The following is a 21456-nucleotide window of genomic DNA, read 5'->3' as shown; positions in this document are numbered from 1 at the left end:
GGCCCCATGTTCAGCGATTCCTCCGAGGTCCTGGCCTTCATCAAGGACACCGACGTCAAGTTCCTCGACATCCGCTTCACGGACCTGCCCGGTGTGCAGCAGCACTTCAACATCCCGGCATCCACCGTCGACGAGGACTTCTTCTCGGTCGGCCAGCTGTTCGACGGCTCCTCCATCCGCGGCTTCGCGTCGATCCACGAGTCCGACATGCAGCTGATCCCCGATGTCACCACGGCGTACGTCGACCAGTTCCGCGCCGAGCGCACGCTCATCATGATCTTCGACATCTACAACCCGCGGAACGGCGAGATCTACGGCCGCGACCCGCGCCAGGTGGCGAAGAAGGCCGAGAAGTACCTCGCGTCGACGGGCATCGCGGACACCGCGTTCTTCGCCCCCGAGGCCGAGTTCTACATCTTCGACGACGTCCGCTACTCGGTCACGCAGAACGAGTCGTTCTACGCGGTCGACTCCGAAGAGGGCGCCTGGAACACCGGTCGTGACGAAGAGGGCGGCAACCTCGCCAACAAGACCCCCTACAAGGGCGGCTACTTCCCCGTGTCGCCGGTCGACAAGACGGCCGACCTGCGCGACGACATCACCCTCAAGCTGATCGATGCGGGCTTCGAGCTCGAGCGTTCGCACCACGAGGTGGGCACCGGCGGTCAGCAGGAGATCAACTACAAGTTCGACACGATGGTCCACGCCGCGGACGACATCCTGAAGTTCAAGTACATCGTCAAGAACACGGCCGACCAGTGGGGCAAGGTCGCCACCTTCATGCCGAAGCCGCTCTTCGGCGACAACGGTTCGGGCATGCACACCCACCAGTCGCTCTGGTCGGACGGCAAGCCGCTGTTCTACGACGAGAACGGCTACGGCGGTCTGTCGGACCTCGCCCGCTGGTACATCGGCGGCATCCTGAAGCACGCTCCGGCGCTGCTCGCCTTCACCAACCCGTCGATCAACTCGTACCACCGTCTGGTCAAGGGCTTCGAGGCCCCGGTCAACCTGGTCTACTCGGCCGGCAACCGCTCGGCAGCGATCCGCATCCCGATCACGGGCACGAACCCGAAGGCCAAGCGCATCGAGTTCCGTGCGCCCGACGCCTCCGGCAACCCGTACCTCGCCTTCGCCGCGCAGCTGATGGCGGGCCTCGATGGCATCCAGAACCGCATCGAGCCGCACGAGCCGGTCGACAAGGACCTGTACGAGCTCCCGCCGGAAGAGGCAAAGGGCATCCCCCAGGTCCCCGGGTCCCTCGACGAAGCGCTCGACGCGCTCGAGGCCGACCACGAGTTCCTCACGAAGGGCAACGTCTTCACCGAGGACCTCATCCAGACCTGGATCGACTACAAGCGTGAGAACGAGATCCTCCCGCTGGCCCAGCGCCCGCACCCGTTCGAGTACGAGCTGTACTTCGGCGTCTGAGTCTCGCTGACACAGGAAGGGCCCCGCACCGTCAGGTGCGGGGCCCTTCCTCTGTGCCGCGACAGCGACAGTGTGCCGCGAACCATCCGCAGGAATGTGTCGCTTCGGCGCGGGGTGCGGACGCGACCGCCTGGAGGCCCGGTGCCGGTCCGGCGGGCGGGCACCGGGCCTCCAGGCTGGTCGCGACGCACGTTCCTTCCCATCGCAGCTGGACTGGGAAGCGGAATCGGGCGTCCCTGGTCAGAACTTCCGACCATGGACGCCCGGACAGACCAGGCGCCCCCGGGCGCACGGGAACGGGGCCCGAGCCGCCCGGCACGGACCCCGTCTCGCGAACGGTGACTAGCGGCTCGTGGCCAACGCGTCGTTCGTCCCCGCTGCGACGCTCACGGGTGCACCCGTGACCGGCGTGGGACGTCCCAGGGAACGGACGGTCCACCCCGCTTTGACCCAGTCGGCGACCGGGAGGCAGTTGCGCGCGTCGATGACGACGCGGCGGCCGACGAGGTCACCGAGGGCGACCGGGTCGGCGGTGATGATGTCGTCCCACTCGGTGAGCACGAGGACGACGTCGGCGCCCTCGATCGCGTCCGTCATCGACTCGGCGTAGCTCAGCGTCGGGAACGAGCGCTTCGCGGGCTCCATCGCCTCGGGGTCCCAGAGCGTCACCTGGGCGCCGCGGAGGTGCAGCGCAGCGGCGACGTTGAGCGCCGGGGAGTCGCGGACGTCGTCGGTCAGGGGCTTGAACGCGGCGCCGATGACGGCCACGCGACGGTTCAGCACCGACCCCCCGGCCGAGTCGATCGCCATGTCGATGACCCGCTGGCGCTGCCCCATGTTGATCTCGTCGACCTGCTGCATGAGCCCGACGACCTGTCCGGCGCCGATCTCGTTGGCGCGGTACATGAGGGCCCGGATGTCCTTCGGCAGGCAGCCACCGCCGAAGCCGAGACCGGCGTTCAGGAACTTCCGGCCGATGCGGGCGTCGTGGCCCAGGGCGTCGGCGAGCGTGGAGACGTCGGCGCCCGTGATGGCGCACATCTCGGAGATCGCGTTGATGAACGAGATCTTCGTGGCGAGGAACGCGTTCGCGCTGACCTTGACGAGCTCCGCGGTGGCGAGGTCGGTGGTGATGACCGGGGTGCCCTCGTTGATGGGTGCGGCGTAGACCTCGCGGATCACGGCGTCGGCAGCCTCGGACGCGCCGCCCCAGACCAGGCGGTCCGGGTGCAGGGTGTCCTCGACGGCCTTGCCCTCGCGCAGGAACTCGGGGTTCCAGATGAGTTCCGCGTCGATGCCGGCGGGGGTGAACTCGCGGACGATGCCGCGGAGCCGCGATGCCGTGCCGACCGGGACCGTCGACTTGCCGACGATGAGCCCGGGGTGGGTGAGGTTCTCGGCGACACCGCGGGTGGCGCTCTCGACGTAGGCCAGGTTCGCGGCGTGCGATCCGGCCTTCTGCGGGGTGCCGACGCAGACGAAGTGGACGTCCGCGGCGGCGACGGCCGAGGCGATGTCGGCGGTGAAGCGGAGCTTGCCGCTGGCGACGTGCTTCGTGATGAGCTCGGGGAGCCCGGGCTCGAAGAACGGGACCTCGCCGGCGGACAGCGCGGCGAGCTTCGACGGGTCGATGTCGACACCGATCGTCTCGAAGCCCATCTCGGCCATGGCGGCTGCGTGGGTGGCACCGAGGTAGCCGGTGCCGATGACGCTGATGACGGGTGCGGGACGGGTGTCGGCCGATGCGGTCGACTTCTTGGACTCGCTCATTGCGTGACCTCCTGCAGGTCGTAGTCGATGTCGTTGCGCTTGATGCCCTCGGCGAAGGCCTTGAGGGAATCGGCGCGGGAGTTGAGACGCCAGTCGTTCGTGGTGCGCTTGCCGTCGATGATCGTGGTCGCCGTCTCGCTGAAGTACGCGAAGCCGACGATGTCCTTGTTGGCGGGGTCTGCCAGCGCGTCGAAGAGCGAGTCGATCCACTGCGTCTTCTGCGGGTTCGCGACGCTGGTGCCGGTCTCGGTCGCCCCGATCTCGTTGAGCATGATGCCCTTGCCCGGCGCGATCTGGCGGAGCTGCGCGAGCGTCGCTCCGAACGTGTTCGCGAAGGACGGCTGCTCGTCGGCGTCGCGGTAGTAGCCGCTCATGCCGACCCAGTCCACGTAGTCCGAGCCCGGGTAGTACTGCCGCATGTAGTCGAGCGTCTGGTACTTCGGGTTGCCGAGCTTGTCGATACGGCTCGGGGACCAGTCCCAGATGACGTACTTGTTCGCACCGTTCGCCTGGAAGACGTCGTGCACGTGCTGCCACATCTTGACGTAGGAGCCAGCCGGGTTCTTCTGCGCGTCACCCTCGGACCAGTTGTACCAGGAGCCGTTCATCTCGTGGTCGAGACGGATGACCATCGGCTGCCCGTTGGCCTTCAGCGCCTTGGCGTACTTCGTCAGGTAGGCGTCGAACGATCCGCCGGAGATGTCCTCGTTGGTGTACCCGGGGACGTACTTCTGATCGTTGCTGGTCTGCGCCGGCACCGTCTCCCACGTCATCAGGGGCACGCGGCCGTTGGCCCAGGAGCGCTGCACCGCGGTGGCGTTGAACTCCTGGTCGAAGCCCTGGAAGAAGCCGGTCATGTTCGACGCGGTGCCGACCTGCTGGGAGACCTCGTCGTACTCGGCCCAGTTGAACGGCGACTGCGCGGTGTAGAGGCCGTACCAGCGCGACTGCTGCCCGAGGATCTCGGCCTTCGTCGGCGTCACGACCGGGGTGGCACCCGGATCGGTCGAGGGGCCGGGGTTCGGCTTGGAACCGCTGCCCGAGCCGGATCCGTTGCCGGATCCGGAACCGCTGCCGGACCCGTTGTCGGACGGACCCGACCCGGACCCGCCGGCGGAACCCGCGCCGGATCCGCCGGAGCCCGACCCGTTGTTGCCGGAACCCGCGGCGTCGACCTTGGACGAGCCTCCCGAGCTCTTCGCGGCACCGAGCTGGGACTGGAGCGACGCGATCTGCGCCTTGAGCTCCGTGATCTGGTCACCGCGCGACCCGGCCTGGGCCGTGCGGGAGTCGAGCTTGCCCTCGAGCGACCAGATGCGCTCCTGGGCGGCGTCGAGCTGCGTCTGCAGCTCGGCGGCGGACACCTTCTTGGCCTTCGGCGCCTCGACGCCGAGCGCCTGGTGCACGGCGGTGGAGACGGGGCCGGAGGGCGAGATCCACACCGACCAGGTGATGAGGCCGAGGGCGAGCACGATGGCCGTCGTGCCGATGGCCGTCCGGCGGGCGTGCTTGCTGGACTGCGCCCACCAAGCACTCGAGGAACGGATGAAGTCAGACAATGAGGAACGCCTCCAGGGCGAAGATCGCGATGCCGATCACGTACGGGATCGCTGCGTACGGGTTGTAGCGGCGGGCTCGGGCGGGAGCCGGCGCAGCTGCTCGCTGGGCCTCCTGCTGCGCGACCGCGGCTGCGGCCTCGCGACGGGTGGCGAGCACGGTGGTGGTGGAGTTGGTCGCCGCGTCGGCGCCGAAGAGCTCGTCGAACGCACGGTCGACGGCCACCTGGTCGACGGTCTCGAGCGGGGACGGCGAACCCGAGCCCGAGCCCGAACCGGACGGACCTGCGCCCGCTCCGGCCATCCGGGCACGTTCCGCGTCGATCGGGCTGACCGGCACCTGCGCGGTGGACGACAACGGCTGGGCGGCGTCCGCAGGCTCCTCTTGCATCGGACCACCGGCGTAGGCACCGGCACGGGTCCCCCAGCCGGACGCGTGCGCCAGGCGGAAGAAGCCGATGAGCCGGATCGGCATGAGGAAGAACGTCGACACGATGATGAACATCGGCAGGCGGAAGAAGTCGCTCGGCTTCTCGGACAGGTGCCGCATCTGGCGGATGGCCATGCTCAGCACGCTCGAGATCACCATGAGCGCCGCGACGTAGACGAAGCCGGTCGAGAACCCGTACTGCGACAGGATGCCCTGGTACAGGTTCTCGCCCTGACCGGTGAAGGCGCGGTAGATCCAGCCCGCGATCACGCCGAAGAGCATGAACGGCAGGATGATGTCGGTGATGAAGAACGCCGCCAGGATCGGGGCGTGGCCGAGCATCCACGGCAGCATCCGCAGCGTGTTGTACTGCGATCCACGTGCCCAGCGGAGCTGCTGCTTGAACAGCTTCTTCACCTGCAGCGGGGCGTCCGTGTAGACCAGCGACGTGTACTGGTAGACGGTGCGGTACCCCTCCTTGAGCGTGAGGTTCGTCAGCGTGCGGTCATCGGAGACCTCGAGGAACACGCCCATGAACTTCTCGTGCATGAACCGGTCCATGACCCGCATGAGGATGCTCCGGCGGAACGCGATGGTGCGCCCGGGCAGGCAGCCGATCTGCCCGAGGACACTCTGTGCCGGCATCGAGTAGAGCGCCCGCGAGTTCTCGAGCCAGTCGGCCCAGCGGGTGATCCAGCTGCGCTCCGGCTCGAGGATGCGCTGGCGGGTCGTCACACCGCCGACGGACTCGTCGGCGAACGGCCGGAGGAGTTCCTCGAGCGCGCCGGGGGTCCAGACGGTGTCGGAGTCGACCAGCACGGTGATGTCGCCGTTGGACATCTCGGTGCCGACCTTGACGGCGTTCCGCTTGCCCGGGATGGGCGTGTGGGTCCAGCGGACGAGCGGGGCGAACTCGTCGCAGACCTCTTCGAGCGCCTCGTTGCGGGCTCCGTTGATGACGACGATGATCTCGCCGGGCCGCTGTTCGACCATGCGGCCGATGACGTCACGGAACAGGTCGAGCGGTTCGTCCACGACGGGGACGACGACGCTGGTGGTACCGACGAAGGTGCCGGTGAAGGGGCGGTAGCGGGCGGAGATGACGACCTTGAGCAACCAGAGCAACCAGATCACCGCGGAGTACACGGCGAACAGGTAGAACTCGGGGTGGCCTTCGACCATCTGCCTGATCTGCAGAATGAAGGTGAACACTGATCCCTGCTTCAACGTTCGAGGTGGAGATTCCGCTTCATCGGGGAATCAGGGCGGTTCGGGTGATGCCATTGATGCAGAACCTGGGGGCCGCCGCAACGCGACCCCCGTCCGGGGGCGTTACGGGCGTGTTACGGGGTACACACCGGTCCCCCTCTCGGCCGGTCGGAGCAGTCCCCCGTCGTGCTGACAGCACTCCTGCGGACCGCTGTTCCGACGACCGTCGTCCGGATGGGCAACAGGTGCGGCCTGGAGGCACGGGCCGACTCCGACGGAAAGCCCAGGTCAGCAGGAGGTCACCGGGCGTGTCGGGGGACGTCGGAAAAGGTCCCCTGGCGGTCCGGTGGGAGTTCGGTCACGGCCCGGTAACGGCTCCGACAGCACTCCGGGCAGGGGTACGAAGGACGGGTCGTCGGGGGACGCAGCGCGACGCGGAGAATTCACCTTCGACGGGTGCTCAGGTCGGGTCCGTCAGAAGACATCCGGGCGTGTCGCGGGCGGGTCAGGCGCCGTAGAACTCGCGCTCGAACACCTGTCGGGCTCGCCGCGTGATGCCGAGGTAGTCGTCCTCGAGACGGCTCGCGGAGCCCGGCGGGTACTCCATCAGACGAGCGACACCCTCGAGCTGGACGCGGTCGACGGGCAGGACGTCGGTGGTCTTCCCCGACCACAGCACGAGAGCGCTGCGGGTGCGCGACGCGAAACGCCAGGCGGCTCCGAGCCGCTCGCCGTCCTCGGCACCGACCAGTCCGGCGTCGACCGCGGCGTCGAGGGCCTCGAGCGTGGACGTGGTCCGGAGCGAGGGGATCTCGAGCGCGTGCTGCAGCTGCAGGAGTTGCACGAACCACTCCACGTCGCTGAGCGACCCGCGCCCGAGCTTGAGGTGCCTGGCCGGGTCCGCGCCGCGGGGCAGCCGTTCGGACTCCACGCGGGCCTTGATGCGGCGGACCTCGCGCACCTGGTGGTCGTCGATCTGTTCCGGGTACCGGGTGCGGTCGGCGAGGTGCTCGAAGTCGCGGAGGAGCTGCGCGTCGCCGACGGCGCCCCGTGCGCGGAGGAGCGCCTGGGCCTCCCACGTGAGCGACCAGCGGGCGTAGTAGGCGCCGTACGACTCGAGGGTCCGCACGACGGGGCCGTTCTTGCCCTCGGGCCGCAGGTCGATGTCCAGGTCGAGCGGGTGGATCGTGTCCTCGGTGAGCCGGTTGAGCTCGCGCACGATCGTCTGGGCGGTCCGGGACGCGACCTCGGGTGCAAGGTCGGGTGCCCGGTACACGTACAGCACGTCGGCGTCGGACCCGAAGCCGAGCTCCCGTCCGCCGTACCGGCCCATCGCGATGATGCCGAACTCGAAGCCCTCGGGGGCGTCGCGGCGGGCGAGTGCGAGGGCTCCGGCGAGGGTGGCCTCGGTGACGTCGGTCAGGGCCGGGCCGAGACCGTCGACGTCGAGCGAGCCGAGGACGGCGGCCATGCCGAGCCGCAGGGTCTCGCGGCGGCGGGCCGACCGCAGCAGGGCCGCGGCGCCGTCGACGTCGTTGCCGTGCCGGGCGGTGGTCGCGGTCATCTCGGCGAGCAGCGAGTCCATCGGTCGTGGACGCAGCAGCGCCTCGGGTTCGTCGAGCCAGGCCACGGCCTCGGGGAACCGCTCGAGCAGCCCGGACAGGAACGCCGACTCGGACAGCACGGTGGTGAGCGAGTGCGCGGCACCGGAGGAGTCCCGCAGCATCCGGAGGAACCAGCTCGACTCCCCCAGGCCGTCGCTCAGCCGCCGGAAGGCGAGCAGGGCGCGGTCCGGTGCCGGCCCCTCGGCCATCCACCGCAGGAGCACCGGGAGCAGGTTCCGCTGGATCGCCGCACGCCGGCTCGTGCCCTGGGTGAGTGCGCGGATGTGCCCGACCGCGCCGGTGGGATCGACGAAACCGACGCCTGCCAGGCGGTCGACGACCTGGTCGTTGGTCAGGACGATCTCGTCCTCGGTCGAAGCCACGGCGGACAGCAGCGGACGGTAGAACAGGCGCTCGTGCAGCCCACGGACCTCGAGCTTCACGGCACGCCAGCGGGCCTCGAGCGCCGGCGCCGATGCCGCGACACCGCTCGACCGGGCGAGCACCCGCAGCTCCTCCTCGTCGGAGGGCATCAGGTGCGTCCGCTGCAGGCGGCGGAGCTGGATCCGGTGTTCGAGCACGCGGAGCAGGGCGTAGTCCGGCCCGAAGCGCGCGGCCTCGGCACGGCCGACGTACCCGGCGTCGGTCAGCGCGTCCATGGCCTCGAGCGTCGACCGGACCCGGACGGACGGGTCGTCGCGGCCGTGCACGAGCTGCAGGAGCTGCACCGTGAACTCGACGTCACGCAGGCCGCCGGGGCCGAGCTTGAGCTGCCGGTCGACGTCGGCGTCCGGGATGTGCTCCGTCACACGCTCGCGCATCCGCTGCACCGACTCGACGAACCCCGGCCGGGTCGCGGAGTTCCACACGAACGACGCGACGGCCTCGGCGTAGCGGGCGCCCAGGTCGGCGGAGCCGGCGATCGGACGGGCCTTCAACAGCGCCTGGAACTCCCACCCCTTCGCCCAGCGCTCGTAGTACGCCACGTGCGAGTCGAGGGTGCGGACGAGTGCTCCGTCCTTGCCCTCGGGGCGCAGGTTCGCGTCGACCTCCCACAGGGCGGGTTCGGCGGCGAGGTCGGTGATCGCGTGCATGGCGGCGATCGCGATGCGCGTGGAGACGAGCACGGCACGGTCGACGGCGATGTCGTCGGTCGACTCGGTGACGAAGATGACGTCGACGTCGCTGACGTAGTTGAGTTCGCGCGCACCGGCCTTGCCCATCGCGATCACCGCGAGCGGGGTGGCCGCGACGTCGGCCGCGGGGAACGGCACCTCGCGCCGGGCGATGTCGACGGCGGCGTCGAGGGTGGCGCCGGCCAGGTCGGCGAGGCCCGCCGCCACGGCGGGGAACGCATCGGTCGGCACGTCGTGCAGCACGTCGAACAGCGCGATCTGGGCCAGGTGCCGGCGGTAGCGCACGCGCAGGCGCATCCGGGCGTCCTCACCCGTGGCGCCGTCGACGGCCTCGGTCAGCGACGCCGTGTACCGCTCCTGCGACCACGGTTCGGCGACCGGCTCGAGCAGCAGGTCGAGTTCGGCGGGCCGTCGGTGCAGGAACTCCCCGAGGCCGATCGACGCGCCGAGCAGGTGGATCAGGCGCTCGGTCGCCGCGTCGTCCGTCAGGACGGGGCGCAGCTCGTCCGGTGCCCGCTCGAGCAGCCGCTCGAGCATCCGCAGGGCGCCGTCGGGATCAGCGGTACCGCCCCAGAGCGCGGCAGACCCCGCGACCGGCAGCGGCACGTCGGGGCCGAACCGGGCCTCCAGGTCGGCAGCGCGCTCCAGGCTCTCCGACAGCTCGGCGAACCCCAGACGGGCCAGCTCCGAACGTGACGTCGTCGTCCGACCGGTCATGTGGAACGTGCTCCCGAGAGGTCAGGGCGCTCGGTTCTAGAGCGCGCCGAGGTTGGTGTCGAGCTCGAACGGGGTGACCTGGTCGCGGTAGCGCTTCCACTCCTGCCGCTTGTTGAGCAGCACGAAGTTGAACACCTGCTCGCCGAGGGTCTCGGCGACCAGCTCGGAGTCCTCCATCAAGCTCAGGGCATGGTCGAGGCTCGACGGCAGCTGGCTGTACCCGAGGGCCTTCCGCTCCGAGTCGCTGAGGCTCCAGACGTCGTGCTCGGCCTCGGCGGGGAGGTCGTACTCCTCCTCGATGCCCTTGAGGCCGGCGGCGAGCAGCAGCGAGTACGCCAGGTACGGGTTCGCCGCCGAGTCGATGCCGCGGTACTCGATGCGTGCGGACTGGCCCTTGTTCGGCTTGTAGAGCGGCACGCGCACCAGGGCTGAACGGTTGTTGTGTCCCCAGGTCACGAAGGACGGGGCCTCGTCGCCGCCCCAGAGCCGCTTGTACGAGTTGACGAACTGGTTCGTCACCGCGGTGATCTCCGGCGCGTGCTTCAGCACACCGGCGATGAAGTGCTTGGCCGTCTGCGACAGCTGGTACTGGCCGCCCGCCTCGTAGAAGGCGTTCTGGTCGCCCTCGAACAGCGAGACGTGGGTGTGCATGCCGGAGCCGGGCTGGCCGGAGATCGGCTTCGGCATGAACGTCGCGTAGACGCCCTGCTCGATCGCCACTTCCTTCACCACGGTGCGGAACGTCATGATGTTGTCCGCCATCGTCAGTGCGTCGGCGTAGCGGAGGTCGATCTCGTTCTGCCCGGGGCCGGCCTCGTGGTGCGAGAACTCGACCGAGATGCCGAGGTCCTCGAGCATGCGGACGGACCGACGGCGGAAGTCGTGCGCGCTGCCACCGGGGACGTTGTCGAAGTAGCCGGCCTGGTCGACGGGCTGCGGGCCGCCGTCCTTCCACTCGCGGCTCTTCAGCAGGTAGAACTCGATCTCGGGGTGCGTGTAGAACGTGAACCCGCGGTCGCTCGCCCGCGCCAGGGTGCGCTTCAGCACGTTGCGGGGGTCGGCCACGGCGGGCTGCCCGTCCGGCGTCGTGATGTCGCAGAACATCCGCGCGGTGGGATCGATCTCGCCGCGCCACGGCAGGATCTGGAACGTCGAGGGGTCCGGGTGCGCCAGGACGTCGGCCTCGTACGAACGGGTGAGGCCCTCGATCGCGGAGCCGTCGAACCCGATACCCTCGGCGAACGCGCCCTCGACCTCGGCCGGGGCGATCGCCACCGACTTCAGCGTCCCGATGACGTCCGTGAACCAGAGTCGGATGAACTTGATCCCGCGCTCCTCGATGGTGCGGAGCACGAAGTCCGTCTGCTTGTCCATGCACGACCTTTCCGTGTATCGGGTGGCCGCTGGCGGGCCTCGTCCCAGGCTAGTGGTCCGGCGGTGTGCGCGGGGCCGTGCGACGCGCCGTCACCAGGGTGCCGACAGGCCGCCGACCGCGGTGCTCAGCGGTCCTCGGCGTCCCACTTCTCGTTGTTCGCGGCGATGCGGTCGAGCGCGTGCTGCGCCTCCTCGCGCGACTCGAACGGGCCGATCCGGTCGCGCTGCGGCGACTGGGGACCCTGCTCGACCTGGCCGGTCTTGTCGTTGAACCACCACTGGGACTCGATGCGTTCGTCGCTCATGCCGCCCACCGTACCCACGTGACGCCCTGGAGGCCCGGTGCCGGTCCGGCGGACCGGCACCGGGCCTCCAGGCGGTCGCGTCCACCCAGCCAGGCCGCACCGTGCAGCCGTTGCGCTCGGCGCGTCGCGCCGCGGCTAGAGTGGTCGCCATGCCCCGGGACGAACACGGACACCTGACCGCCGGCCGGATCTCCCCGCACCGCGCCGTCCCGAAGGACATCGAGCGTCCGGAGTACGTCGGGAAGGTCGAGCCGCACGAGCACGGCCTCGGTGACACCTACACGCCCGACGAGGTCGAGCGCATCCGGGTCGCCGGACGCATCGCGTCGCAGGCCATCGACGCCGTCGGGCAGGCGATCCGCCCCGGCGTGACCACCGACGAGCTCGACCGCATCGGGCACGAGTTCGTCGTCGCGCACGGTGCCTACCCCTCCACGCTCGGGTACCGCGGCTACCCGAAGTCGCTCTGCTCGAGCCTCAACGAGGTCATCTGCCACGGCATCCCCGACGACACCGTCCTGCAGGAGGGCGACCTCGTCAACATCGACATCACCGCCTACAAGGACGGCATGCACGGCGACACGAACCGGACGTTCGTCGTCGGCCAGGCGTCGCAGGAGGTCGAGGACCTCGTGACCCGCACGCGCCTCGCCCTCGAGCGCGGCATCAAGGCCGTCGCCCCCGGTCGCCAGGTCAACGTCATCGGTCGTGCCATCGAGGCGTACGCGAAGCGCTTCGGCTACGGCGTCGTCCGCGACTACACCGGACACGGCGTCGGTCGGGCCTTCCACTCCGGCCTGATCATCCCCCACCACGACGCACCGCAGTACGACACGGTGATCGAACCCGGCATGGTGTTCACCATCGAGCCCATGCTCACACTCGGCGGCATCGAAGCCGACATCTGGTCCGACGACTGGACCGTGTCGACCCGCGACAAGTCGTGGACCGCGCAGTTCGAGCACACCCTCGTCGTCACCGAACGCGGCGCGGAGCTCCTCACCGTCTCCTGACCGGACACCTCCGGCAGGCAACCGAAAGGCACGACAACCTCATGACCTCCCTCGCAGTCGGCGTCGACATCGGTGGTACGGGCATCAAGGGCGCGATCGTCGACGTCGCGTCCGGCGCCCTCACCACGGACCGCATCAAGAAGGCCACGCCCGAGGGCGGGAAGCCCCAGGACATCACGGCGGTGGTCAAGGAGATCATCGGTGAGCTCGCCCCCGCTGACGACGTCCCCGTCGGGGTCTGCTTCCCGGCGATCGTGCGGGACGGCAAGACGATGTCCGCCGCGAACGTGTCGAAGAAGTGGATCGGCTTCGAGGCCGAGGCGCTGTTCGAGAAGGAACTCGGCCGCTCCATCCACTTCGTCAACGACGCCGACGCCGCCGGGTTCGCCGAGCAGCAGTTCGGTGCGGCCAAGGGCAAGGACGGCCTGGTCATCGTGACGACGCTCGGCACCGGCATCGGCACCGCGCTCATCAACGACGGCGTGCTCATCGTCAACTCCGAGTTCGGCCACCTGGAGATCGAGGGGCACGACGCCGAGTCCCGCGCCTCGTTCGCCGCCAAGGAGCGCGACGACCTGTCGTGGAAGCACTGGGCGAAGCGCCTGCAGAAGTACTACTCGACGCTCGAGGCGCTGCTCTCCCCCGAGCTCTTCGTCGTCGGCGGCGGGGTCTCGAAGCAGTACGAGGAGTTCCTCCCGCTGCTCGACCTGCAGGCGGACATCATCCCCGCGACGCTCCGCAACAACGCCGGCATCATCGGCGCCGCGACCCTCGCCGCGCGGAGTCGGTAGCGCTGGGCCCGTCGCGGTCGTACCTGGTCGAAACGGGCGTACCCGGTCCGAAATTCCGACCAGGGACGCCCGTTCTCATCAGCGACGCGCGCAGGTCGCGCGCACGTCCTGCGTCGGGCGGCGTCGGGCGCCGCGGACCCGGGTAGACTCGCAGCAGCGAATGGGTCGGTGAGACGGTCGCGTCGCTCCCCCGGGAGCGCCGAGGAACGTCCGGGCTCCACAGAGCAGGGCGGTGGGTAACACCCACCCGGAGCAATCCGCGAGACAGTGCCACAGAAAGCAGACCGCCGGCGGCAACGTCGGTAAGGGTGAAACGGTGGTGTAAGAGACCACCAGGGGTCCGGGTGACCGGATCCGCTCGGTAAACCTCGCCCGGAGCAAGGTCAGACAGAGGACGTTGAGGCTGCTCGCCGAGTCCTCGGGTAGACCGCTGGAGGCCGACGGCAACGTCGGTCCGAGAGAGATGGCCGTCACCGCCGTGCAAGCGGCGGGACAGAACCCGGCGTACGGCCGGCCCATTCGCCCCTTCTCGGTGCCGCGTCGGCCGGCGCGGTCGGCGCGCGCGGCGCGCGCGGCGCGCGCGGTCACGACGCCCCGCTCAGGTGCGCCGCGTGGTCACGAAGTGTCGGCCGGCACCGCCGCAGCCGACAGTTCGTGACCAGTCGGCGCCACGCGAGCGACGCGTTGCGACCAGCCCACGACGGACCGGAGGCGCGGCGCGGCGCAACCACGAGCCTCCCGCCGGGCGGCGCACGGGGTCACGACTCCCCGTTCAGGTTCGCCGAGTGGTCACCAACCGTCGGCCGGCACCGCCGCAGGCGACGCGTTGCGAACAGTCCACGACGGACTGGAGGCGCGGCGCGGTGCCGCCACGGGCCTCCTGTCGGTCGGCGCGCGCGGTCACGACTCCCCACTCAGGTGCGCCGCGTGGTCACCAACCGTCGGCCGGCACCGCCGCAGCCGACACTTCCTGACCGACCGGCGCAACGCGAGCGACGCGTTGCGACCAGTCCACGACGGACCGGAGGCGCGGTTCGGCGCCGCCACGGGCCTCCCGCCGGGCGGCACGGGCGGTCACGACTCCCCGCCCAGCTTCGCCGCGTGGTCGACAACCGTCGGCCGGCACCGCCGCAGGCGACGCGTTGCGACCAGTCCACGACGGACCGGAGGCGCGGCACCAGCCGGCACCGCGCCTCCGCTCCGGACGTCGCTCGCGTCTACAGCCCGGACTCGGCCGTCCGCACCAGGATCGCGTCGCTGTCGGGGCACAGCACCACGTCGTCGGGCGCAGCCCGGCGGATGGTCTGCAGGTCGGAGTTGTTGAGCGCCACGCCCGAGGCCGTCGACACGCCACCCTGCAGCAGCGAGGCGCCGAAGCCGTAGCGCGCACGCTGCCGGTCGTACAGGGCGAGCAGCTCGGCCGGCACCTTCGCGGCGACGTCGGCGCGGGCCTGCTCGGCGGACTCGCGGTCGGCGGTCAGCCGGGCGATCTCGGCGTCGCGCTCGGCGACCAGACCGCTGCGCGCGGACTCCACCTCGGCGAGCTTGCCCTCGATGTCGCCGACCCGGGCACGGAGCCCGTCGAGGTTCTCCATGATCTCGAGCTCGGCGGTCTCGAGGCCCCCGATGCGCCGCTGCAGCGAGTCGAGCTCGCTCTGCAGTCCGGCGGCGTCCTTCGCGTTCGCGACGTTCTGCAGCATCGTGGTGTCGCGCTCGACACGGGCCTGCGCAACCGCGGTGTCGGACTCCAGACGGGCGAGGTCGCGCTCGGCGTCCTCGACCTCGCCCGTGGCGGCGACGAGTTCGCTGCGGAGGCCCGCGGCCTGCTTGCTCAGCTCGGTCAGCCGGTCGCCCTTCTGCAGCGATGTGATGCGGTGCGCGATGCGGGTGACGTCGTTGTCGAGACGCTGGACGTCGAGGAGGATGACCTGGTCCTCGGGTGCTGCCTTCATGGTCAGGCTCCTTCTGTGGGGGTGGTGGGTTCGGCGGCCGGCAGGACGGCGAAGTCCCACGGGTCGGTACGGAGGTCGCTCACGGTGACGCGGACCCCGGCGTGGGCGCGGAGCTGCTCTGCCGCGACGTCGAGCCAGAGCCACTCGGTGGCCCAGTGTGAGGTGTCGATGAGCGCGGGTCCGCCGCCGAGCAGTGCCTGTTCGCGGAACTCGGACGCCGGGTGGTGCCGGAGGTCGCTCGTGATGTAGACGTCGGCGTCCAGTACCGCCGGATGCCCGAGCAGGGAGTCGCCGGCACCGGCGCAGAGCGCCACGGTGTGGACGGGCTGGTCGAAGTCGCCGGAGACGCGGACCCCGGTTGCGGTGGGCGGCAGCAGGTCGACGAGCTTCCGGGCGAGCGCGCCGAGGGTGGTCCCCGCGGGCAGGACACCGACGCGACCGATGCCGGTGTCGGGGTCGGCTCCGGCGTCGAGCGGGCGCTGCGCGGTCAGCCCGAGGCGGTCTGCCAGGACGGCCGAGGTGCCGGTCGTCACGACATCGGCGTTGGTGTGCGCCGCGAGCAGGGCGCTGCCGCCGCGCACGAGGGTCGCGAGGACGCTGCCCTTGTAGGTGGACTCGGCGATCGTCGTCACCCCGCGGAGCAGCAGCGGGTGGTGCGTCAGGAGGAGCCCGGCGCCGAGCTCCACGGCCTCACGGGCGGTGGCGGGGACCGCGTCGACGGCGAGGTGCACGTGCTCGACGGTGGCGTCCGGGTCACCCGCGACGAGCCCGACGGCATCCCACGACTCGGCACCGGCGGCGGGCCACAGGTCCTCGATCACGGCCTGGAGTTCGCGGAGCGTCGGCATCCCGTCAGTCTACCGAGGCGACCGCACCGCCACGGGCAGCCGGACCGTGTGAGGTGATCCGGGCCTCCAGGCGGCGCGACCAGAGAGGGTGCAACCGGAGGCAGTACAACCGGACCCGGTGCAACCGGAGCCGGTGCAACCGGAGCCGGTGCAACCGGACGAGGGCCGGACCGAGGACGGTCAGCGACGACCGAGCAGGCCGAGCAGACGCTCGACGAGTCGCGTCCACCAGCCGGCCGGGGCCGACGTCGTGGTGACCGCCGCGTCCGCCTCGTCCGCGAGCGGGGCCGGGGCCGGGGCCGGGACCGGGACCGGGACGACGGGTGCGGCGACGGCGTCCGGCAGGACGATCGGCGTGCTCGCGGTGGTGCCCTGGTGCGCCGTGAGGGCGGCGGCGAAGGCCGCGCGGTCGATGACCGTCGGGCCCGTGGCGGGCAGGACGAGCGGGGTGGGTCGCGTGGACGCGGACACCGGCGACACGGCCGGGAGGCCCAGCACCGGTCGGACGGGTTCGTCGCGTTCCGGGGCGACGAGTTCCACGACCGGGGCGGGTTCCCGGGTGGGTGCCGAGTCCTGCGCTGTGGTCGCGTCCTGTGCTGCAGTTGCGTCGTGTGCTGCTGTTGCATCCTGCGCTGCGCGCGCCGGGAGGCGCGCGGGCCGGGTCACGAGCGCCACCGGCGCGGTCGCTGCGCGACGGGCTGCGGCACGGTCGCGGCGGTCCGCCTCGGCGGCGGCGTCGGCGAGCAGGTCGGAGAAGACGGTGTGGGCGAAGGCGCGGGCGGCCGTCACCTCGGGGTCGTCGGAGCCGGCGACGGTGGCCTCCCACGCGGCGAGGCGCGCGAGGTCCTCGTCACGGCGGCGGACCTCGTCCTCGAGCAGGACGATGCGGTCGATGGTGCTGCGACCCGTGGACCGCGAGACCTCGACGGCCAGATCCTCGATGCGCAGGGCCAGGCGCTCCGGCGGCTCGGGGAACGACGGGGCGCAGACAGCGGCGTGGCGGGCACGGTCGCGGCGGAAGGCCGGGGCCGCGACGGGAGCCGAGTCGGTCGTCGCGTCGACCGGTGCCGTGACGGCGACGGCAGCCAGCGTCTCGTCGGTGGTGGTCGTGCTGTCCGCGACGAAGCCGGGGCGCTGCACGGGGCCGGTGACCGGCGGGACGACGAGGTCCGGCACGTACGGCGCGCGGGTGGCCGGGGCGTCGCGGAGCCACTCCTCGAGCTCGCGGCCGAACGGGTCCACGAGCGGGGTGCGTGCGCCGGACTGGGTCTCCATGTCCGAAGGATAAATATCGCGCGGGCCGAAATGCGGGACATCCGCGGTGTGTCGCTGCACCGCCTGCCATATCGGGTCGGAAGTGAGCGGCGTGTCGCGGCCCGCCGTCACCGCGTCCGTCGGAGGCCGTCCTCGAAGGCCCGCAGCAGCTCCCGGCCGGCCGGCCAGCCGCCGACACCGCTGGCGACGTTCACGTGCCCCAGGGCACCCACACGAACGACGTCCGCGCGCATCGCGGCGGCGAACTCGAGGGCACGGGACGCACCGCAGTAGGGGTCGTCGTCGCTCACGACCAGGTGCGTCGGGACCTGCTGTTCCGGGGGCACCCGACGCGGCGGCGCGAAGCCCGATGCCTCGGCGGGGAACGCGTCGCCGAGCGGATCGGGCGGTGCGACCAGGAAGGCACCGGCGACCAGGGCGGGTGCGGTCGTCGTGGTGGCGAGCCAGTCGGCCGCGGCCAGGACGCCGAGGCTGTGGGCGACGAGCACCGGGGGTTCGCTGCACGCGGCGACGGCCGTCGAGATCGCGGCGCGCCAGTCGTCCGCGACGGGGGCGCTCCACGAGTCGGGGGCGATGCGGACGGCGCGGCGGGTCTGCTGATCACGCTCGTCGTGCCGCTCGCGCTCGTCGTGCTGCCGGTCGCGCTCCCAGACGGACTGCCAGTGGTCGGGGTCCGAGTTCCAGATGCCCGGGATGACCACCCACGGTCGCGGTCCGCTCATCCGGGCAGCGTAGCGAACCGGCGACGCACCGAGCCGGAGTGTGACGCGGGGCGTCCTGCCCCGGTCAGGCGTGCGGCACCGCTCCCCGCGGCTGCTGCAGCGTGTCACGCGGGTACTGTCCGAAGCGCGAGGCGTACGCCGCCGAGAACCGGCCGAGGTGCGCGAAGCCCCAGCGCAGTGCCACGCTCGCCACCGTCAGGTCACCGGCCGCCCCGCGTCGGAGCTCCTCGTGCACGCGGTCCAGGCGGATCCCCCGGAGCATGGCGTTCGGTGCCGTGCCGACCTGCCGCTGGAAGGCCTGCTGCAACCCCCGGACGCTCAGTCCGACGTGCTCGGCGACGTCGGTCGTCGTGATCGGGGTGTGTGCGAAGGCGTGCATGAACTCGACGGCCTCGCGGACGCGCCCGGTTGCACCCTGCGGCAGTGTGACGTCGGGGGCGATGGACTCGTGCGGGAACGTGTCGAGGAAGGCCAGCGCAGTCTCGCGCACCGTCTCGGCGAGAGCGAGGCCGGTGAGTGGCGCCTGACCGAGAACCACGGCTGCCGCGCGCTGCACCTGGGCGTTCCACGCGCGGAGGTCCTGGGGCCGGGGCGCCGCGGTGTGGTCGAACACCAGGGGGCCTGGCCGGGTGCCGTGCACCTCGGCGGCGAGGCCTTCGAGGTACGTGCGGTCGAACTGCACCAGGCTCTGCCGGACGTCCTGCAGGTCGAACACGAAGGGGCGTCGCGACGGGAACACCCGGGGCGTCCCCGGTGCGAAGTCGACCTCCTGCCGACCGACGTCCACGCGGCCGCCACCGTCCGAGGTCCACATCACGACGTACTCATCGGGGACCTCGACCTCGCCGCGCATCCGCCCGTCGAACCGGGTGGAGCGGAAGGTCATCGCGTCGTCCCCCACGACCTGGAACCGGTACGCGAACGGACGACCGGTCCGGGACGCCGAGAACCCCGAACTCTCGTAGGCCTCTTCGTACAGTTGCACGGCCGCGTCGAGTCCGGCGCCGGACGTCTCGAACCGGATCCGGGGATCAGGGTCGACAGTCATCGCGCGAATCGTGACACGGTGTCCGGGAAACGCGTCAATCGTCTCCGCGTCATTGCGGTTTGCGGCCCGCGCAGTGCGCTGTGCGGATGAGCGGTCCGGCTGCTGGTGCTGGCCCTGGTCAGTGCCGCGACCGCAGGACCGTCCAGCGGTTCCGGTCCGCGACGCGCTCGTACCGCAGGTCGTCGACGACCATGCGGACGAGGGCCAGCCCGCGGCCACCCTCGGCGAAGTCGTCCGGCAGCACGGCGGCATCGGGGTCCACGGTGGCGGCGACCCCGTCGTCGGAGAGCAGCGCCTGGACACGCTCGTTGCCGACCTGGAGCCGGAGTTCGCACGAGACACCGTCCGCACGCGCGCCGTGCTCGATGACGTTCGAGGTGAGTTCGACGAGTGCGAGCTCGAGGGCCATGCGGTCCTCGGCGGAGACGGTCGGCTCGTGCTGCCACACGCCCGCCAGGAACTCGTGCACGGCGGACACGTCGTCCGGCGGGCACGCCAGTGCGAGCATGTGCTCGGCGACGGGGGCGGTCATCACCAGTCGGTCACCGCGGCGTCCCCGTCGGGGTACGTCCGCAGGATCTTGTCGATGTTGGAGAGCTTGAGCACCATCTGCACCTGTTCCGACGGTGCCGCGATGCGGAGGTCGCCGCCGGCCTGTCGCGCGGTCTTCAGGCTGCCGACCAGTGCGCCGAGGCCGGAGGAGTCCATGAACTCGACCCCGGAGAGCTCGACGACGAGCCGCGACCGCCCGTTGCCGACGATCTGGGCGACGGTCTCGCGGAACGTGGGTGCGGAGACCATGTTGAGCCGGCCACTGCACTCCAGCACGGCGGTGTCGGTCTCCGCCTCGTGTACGACGATGTCCATCTCGGTGGGTCTCCTCAGATCGGTGCGCCTTGCAACCAGCAACCTACCGGCTCAGACCCTCAGGTGTGGGACCGGTTTCGCCGCGTCGCCGTCACCTGCACCACGACGGCCGCAGCCATCAGCGCCGCCATGACCCCGCCCATGGCCAGCGCGGTCCCGCCGAGGGCGCCGGCGAGCGGGGTGCCGAGGCCACCGATGCCGAAGGTCAGCCCACCCTGCAGCGCGGCCGCAGTGCCCGGGTGCGCCGAGCCGACGTGCTGCGTCCGGGTCATCGCAGCCGGCAGGACGAAGCCCCACGCGGCCGTCACGACCGCGAGTGCGCACCACACCGGCACCGGCCCGAGGTCGAGGATCGCGGACGCCACCACGGCCGTGGCACCGAGGGTCCCGACGACCAGGCCCAGGGTCAGCAGGGCATCCTCGGTGACCCGCCCGACGAGCCGGCCGAACAGCAGCGTGGTGATGATCATCATCGACGCGTTCGTGGCGAAGACGAGCGTGTACAGCCCTTCGGAGAACCCGTACTCCGACTGGAACACGAACGAGCTCGTCGCAATGTACGCGAAGAACCCGACCGTCGACAGCACCCCGCTCAGCACGTACGCCCGGAAGCGCGGGATCGCCAGGAGCTCGCGGATGCGCCGCCCGTTCGCGGCGAACCCGACGCCACCGCGACGCTCGGGCGGCAGGGTCTCGCGGAAGCGCAGCACCACGGCCACGAAGAACACGGCACCGAGCACCGCCAGCACGACGAACATGAGCCGCCACGTGCCGATCGTCAGCACCGCTCCCCCGGCCAGCGGGGCGACCACGGGGCCGATCGCGTTGATGGCCGCGAGTGTGCCGAACACCTTCGCCATCCGGGTACCGCTCGTCACGTCGGACACCATCGCCCGCCCCGCGACAGCACCGGCCGCACCGGCGAGTCCCTGCGCTACGCGGGCCACCACCAGCGTCACGACGTCCGGGGCGAGTGCGCAGCCGACCGACGCCAGGGCGAACAGGGCGGTCCCGGCGACGAGCAACGGCCGACGACCGATCCCGTCGCTCACCGGGCCGACCAGCAGCTGACCCACCGCGAACGCGACGAGGAACGCCGTGAGCGACAGCTGCACGGCGCCGGGGGTCGTCCCGAGGTCCCGCGCGATGGCCGGGAGCGCCGGGATGTACATGTCGGTCGCGAAGGGCGAGACCCCGACGATGAGCGCCAGCGGCACGATCGGGGGCAGCACGGTCGTCGTCGGTCTCGGCATGCGCTCCGTCGTCACCTCGGACACGCTACGCGTCCCCGAATCGATTCGACAGGGGACTTCGTGAGCAGCAACTGTCGGGTCGCGGTGCCGGACGCGACCGTTGCTGCTCACGGATCGCGGGCCCGCGACGTGGGCGCGGACGGACGGGAGGCCCG

At 70.9% G+C, this 21456-nt stretch carries 17 protein-coding genes and 1 other RNA gene; 4 read left to right on the top strand and 14 right to left on the bottom strand.

The annotated features are described in order from the left end of the window. Window positions 1-6: 6 nt before the first annotated feature. Window positions 7-1431, top strand: coding sequence for a type I glutamate--ammonia ligase (gene glnA, locus H489_RS23300; protein ID WP_017886082.1), 1425 nt, complete (start codon window positions 7-9; stop codon window positions 1429-1431). A gap of 342 nt (window positions 1432-1773) precedes the next feature. On the opposite strand, the gene H489_RS23295 is transcribed toward glnA (H489_RS23300), so the two are convergent. From H489_RS23295 to H489_RS23270, 6 genes are all read right to left on the bottom strand, one after another. Then, a complete protein-coding gene (locus tag H489_RS23295) occupies window positions 1774-3201 on the bottom strand; it encodes a UDP-glucose dehydrogenase family protein (protein ID WP_017886081.1) in 1428 nt (475 codons plus the stop codon). Next, on the bottom strand, window positions 3198-4760 hold the full coding sequence (locus H489_RS23290) for a glycosyl hydrolase (protein WP_017886080.1): 1563 nt from the start codon (window positions 4758-4760) through the stop codon (window positions 3198-3200). Before H489_RS23290 ends, H489_RS23295 begins: the two co-directional genes overlap by 4 nt. Continuing rightward, window positions 4753-6399 carry a glycosyltransferase family 2 protein gene (locus H489_RS23285; protein ID WP_017886079.1) on the bottom strand — a complete coding sequence of 549 codons (1647 nt, stop codon included), beginning with the start codon at window positions 6397-6399 and terminating at the stop codon, window positions 4753-4755. Before H489_RS23285 ends, H489_RS23290 begins: the two co-directional genes overlap by 8 nt. A 502-nt stretch (window positions 6400-6901) precedes the next feature. Beyond that, window positions 6902-9853, bottom strand: a complete 2952-nt coding sequence (locus H489_RS23280; protein WP_017886078.1) for a bifunctional [glutamine synthetase] adenylyltransferase/[glutamine synthetase]-adenylyl-L-tyrosine phosphorylase — start codon at window positions 9851-9853, stop codon at window positions 6902-6904. A 36-nt stretch (window positions 9854-9889) separates the two neighbouring features. Further along, window positions 9890-11227: a type I glutamate--ammonia ligase gene (glnA, locus tag H489_RS23275; RefSeq protein ID WP_017886077.1), complete on the bottom strand. Its 1338-nt coding sequence runs from the start codon at window positions 11225-11227 to the stop codon at window positions 9890-9892. A gap of 125 nt (window positions 11228-11352) precedes the next feature. Further along, a complete protein-coding gene (locus H489_RS23270) occupies window positions 11353-11532 on the bottom strand; it encodes an SPOR domain-containing protein (RefSeq protein WP_017886076.1) in 180 nt (59 codons plus the stop codon). A 149-nt stretch (window positions 11533-11681) separates the two neighbouring features. Between H489_RS23270 and map the strand changes: the two genes are divergently transcribed. From map to rnpB, 3 genes are all read left to right on the top strand, one after another. Beyond that, the gene (gene map / locus H489_RS23265; RefSeq protein WP_031259254.1) at window positions 11682-12545 is read left to right on the top strand and encodes a type I methionyl aminopeptidase; all 864 of its coding nucleotides are present in this window, start codon (window positions 11682-11684) and stop codon (window positions 12543-12545) included. Between the two features lie 41 nt (window positions 12546-12586). Then, entirely contained in the window at window positions 12587-13336 is a 750-nt protein-coding gene (gene ppgK / locus H489_RS23260; RefSeq protein WP_017886074.1) for a polyphosphate--glucose phosphotransferase, read from the top strand. Window positions 13337-13497: 161 nt separating this feature from the next. Then, an RNA gene (rnpB, locus tag H489_RS36610) (RNase P RNA component class A) lies at window positions 13498-13858 on the top strand. Window positions 13859-14553: 695 nt separating this feature from the next. Here rnpB and H489_RS38025 read toward each other — a convergent pair. The 8 genes from H489_RS38025 to H489_RS23220 all read right to left on the bottom strand — a co-directional run bounded on the left by H489_RS38025 (window position 14554) and on the right by H489_RS23220 (window position 21316). Further along, the gene (locus H489_RS38025; RefSeq protein ID WP_017886073.1) at window positions 14554-15288 is read right to left on the bottom strand and encodes a zinc ribbon domain-containing protein; all 735 of its coding nucleotides are present in this window, start codon (window positions 15286-15288) and stop codon (window positions 14554-14556) included. A 2-nt stretch (window positions 15289-15290) separates the two neighbouring features. Beyond that, the gene (locus tag H489_RS23250) at window positions 15291-16136 is read right to left on the bottom strand and encodes a Nif3-like dinuclear metal center hexameric protein (protein WP_017886072.1); all 846 of its coding nucleotides are present in this window, start codon (window positions 16134-16136) and stop codon (window positions 15291-15293) included. Between the two features lie 180 nt (window positions 16137-16316). Beyond that, on the bottom strand, window positions 16317-17411 hold the full coding sequence (locus H489_RS23245; RefSeq protein WP_031259253.1) for a hypothetical protein: 1095 nt from the start codon (window positions 17409-17411) through the stop codon (window positions 16317-16319). A 107-nt stretch (window positions 17412-17518) separates the two neighbouring features. Continuing rightward, window positions 17519-18133 carry an RBBP9/YdeN family alpha/beta hydrolase gene (locus tag H489_RS23240; RefSeq protein ID WP_031259252.1) on the bottom strand — a complete coding sequence of 205 codons (615 nt, stop codon included), beginning with the start codon at window positions 18131-18133 and terminating at the stop codon, window positions 17519-17521. Between the two features lie 64 nt (window positions 18134-18197). After that, a complete protein-coding gene (locus H489_RS23235; RefSeq protein ID WP_017886070.1) occupies window positions 18198-19181 on the bottom strand; it encodes a helix-turn-helix transcriptional regulator in 984 nt (327 codons plus the stop codon). A 118-nt stretch (window positions 19182-19299) separates the two neighbouring features. Next, complete coding sequence (locus tag H489_RS23230; RefSeq protein ID WP_017886069.1) at window positions 19300-19713, bottom strand: ATP-binding protein; 414 nt, start codon at window positions 19711-19713, stop codon at window positions 19300-19302. After that, window positions 19713-20048, bottom strand: coding sequence for an STAS domain-containing protein (locus tag H489_RS23225; RefSeq protein ID WP_017886068.1), 336 nt, complete (start codon window positions 20046-20048; stop codon window positions 19713-19715). The genes H489_RS23230 and H489_RS23225 overlap by 1 nt, the downstream gene beginning before the upstream one ends. A 59-nt stretch (window positions 20049-20107) precedes the next feature. Continuing rightward, window positions 20108-21316 (bottom strand): multidrug effflux MFS transporter, encoded by a 1209-nt coding sequence (locus tag H489_RS23220; RefSeq protein WP_152427157.1) that lies wholly within the window; start codon window positions 21314-21316, stop codon window positions 20108-20110. Window positions 21317-21456 lie beyond the last annotated feature (140 nt).

This window comes from Curtobacterium flaccumfaciens UCD-AKU, from assembly GCF_000349565.1.
GTDB lineage: Bacteria > Actinomycetota > Actinomycetes > Actinomycetales > Microbacteriaceae > Curtobacterium > Curtobacterium poinsettiae.
The sequence above is the reverse complement of the archived record's forward strand: the minus strand, read 5'-3'. Positions and strand labels throughout refer to the sequence as shown.

Coding starts and splice junctions, on each gene's coding strand:
- glnA (WP_017886082.1), top strand. CDS start 7: ATGTTCAGCGATTCCTCCGAGGTCCTGGCCTTCATCAAGGACACCGAC.
- H489_RS23295 (WP_017886081.1), bottom strand. CDS start 3,201: ATGAGCGAGTCCAAGAAGTCGACCGCATCGGCCGACACCCGTCCCGCA.
- H489_RS23280 (WP_017886078.1), bottom strand. CDS start 9,853: ATGACCGGTCGGACGACGACGTCACGTTCGGAGCTGGCCCGTCTGGGG.
- glnA (WP_017886077.1), bottom strand. CDS start 11,227: ATGGACAAGCAGACGGACTTCGTGCTCCGCACCATCGAGGAGCGCGGG.
- H489_RS23270 (WP_017886076.1), bottom strand. CDS start 11,532: ATGAGCGACGAACGCATCGAGTCCCAGTGGTGGTTCAACGACAAGACC.
- map (WP_031259254.1), top strand. CDS start 11,682: ATGCCCCGGGACGAACACGGACACCTGACCGCCGGCCGGATCTCCCCG.
- ppgK (WP_017886074.1), top strand. CDS start 12,587: ATGACCTCCCTCGCAGTCGGCGTCGACATCGGTGGTACGGGCATCAAG.
- H489_RS38025 (WP_017886073.1), bottom strand. CDS start 15,288: ATGAAGGCAGCACCCGAGGACCAGGTCATCCTCCTCGACGTCCAGCGT.
- H489_RS23250 (WP_017886072.1), bottom strand. CDS start 16,136: ATGCCGACGCTCCGCGAACTCCAGGCCGTGATCGAGGACCTGTGGCCC.
- H489_RS23245 (WP_031259253.1), bottom strand. CDS start 17,411: ATGGAGACCCAGTCCGGCGCACGCACCCCGCTCGTGGACCCGTTCGGC.
- H489_RS23240 (WP_031259252.1), bottom strand. CDS start 18,133: ATGAGCGGACCGCGACCGTGGGTGGTCATCCCGGGCATCTGGAACTCG.
- H489_RS23235 (WP_017886070.1), bottom strand. CDS start 19,181: ATGACTGTCGACCCTGATCCCCGGATCCGGTTCGAGACGTCCGGCGCC.
- H489_RS23230 (WP_017886069.1), bottom strand. CDS start 19,713: ATGACCGCCCCCGTCGCCGAGCACATGCTCGCACTGGCGTGCCCGCCG.
- H489_RS23225 (WP_017886068.1), bottom strand. CDS start 20,048: ATGGACATCGTCGTACACGAGGCGGAGACCGACACCGCCGTGCTGGAG.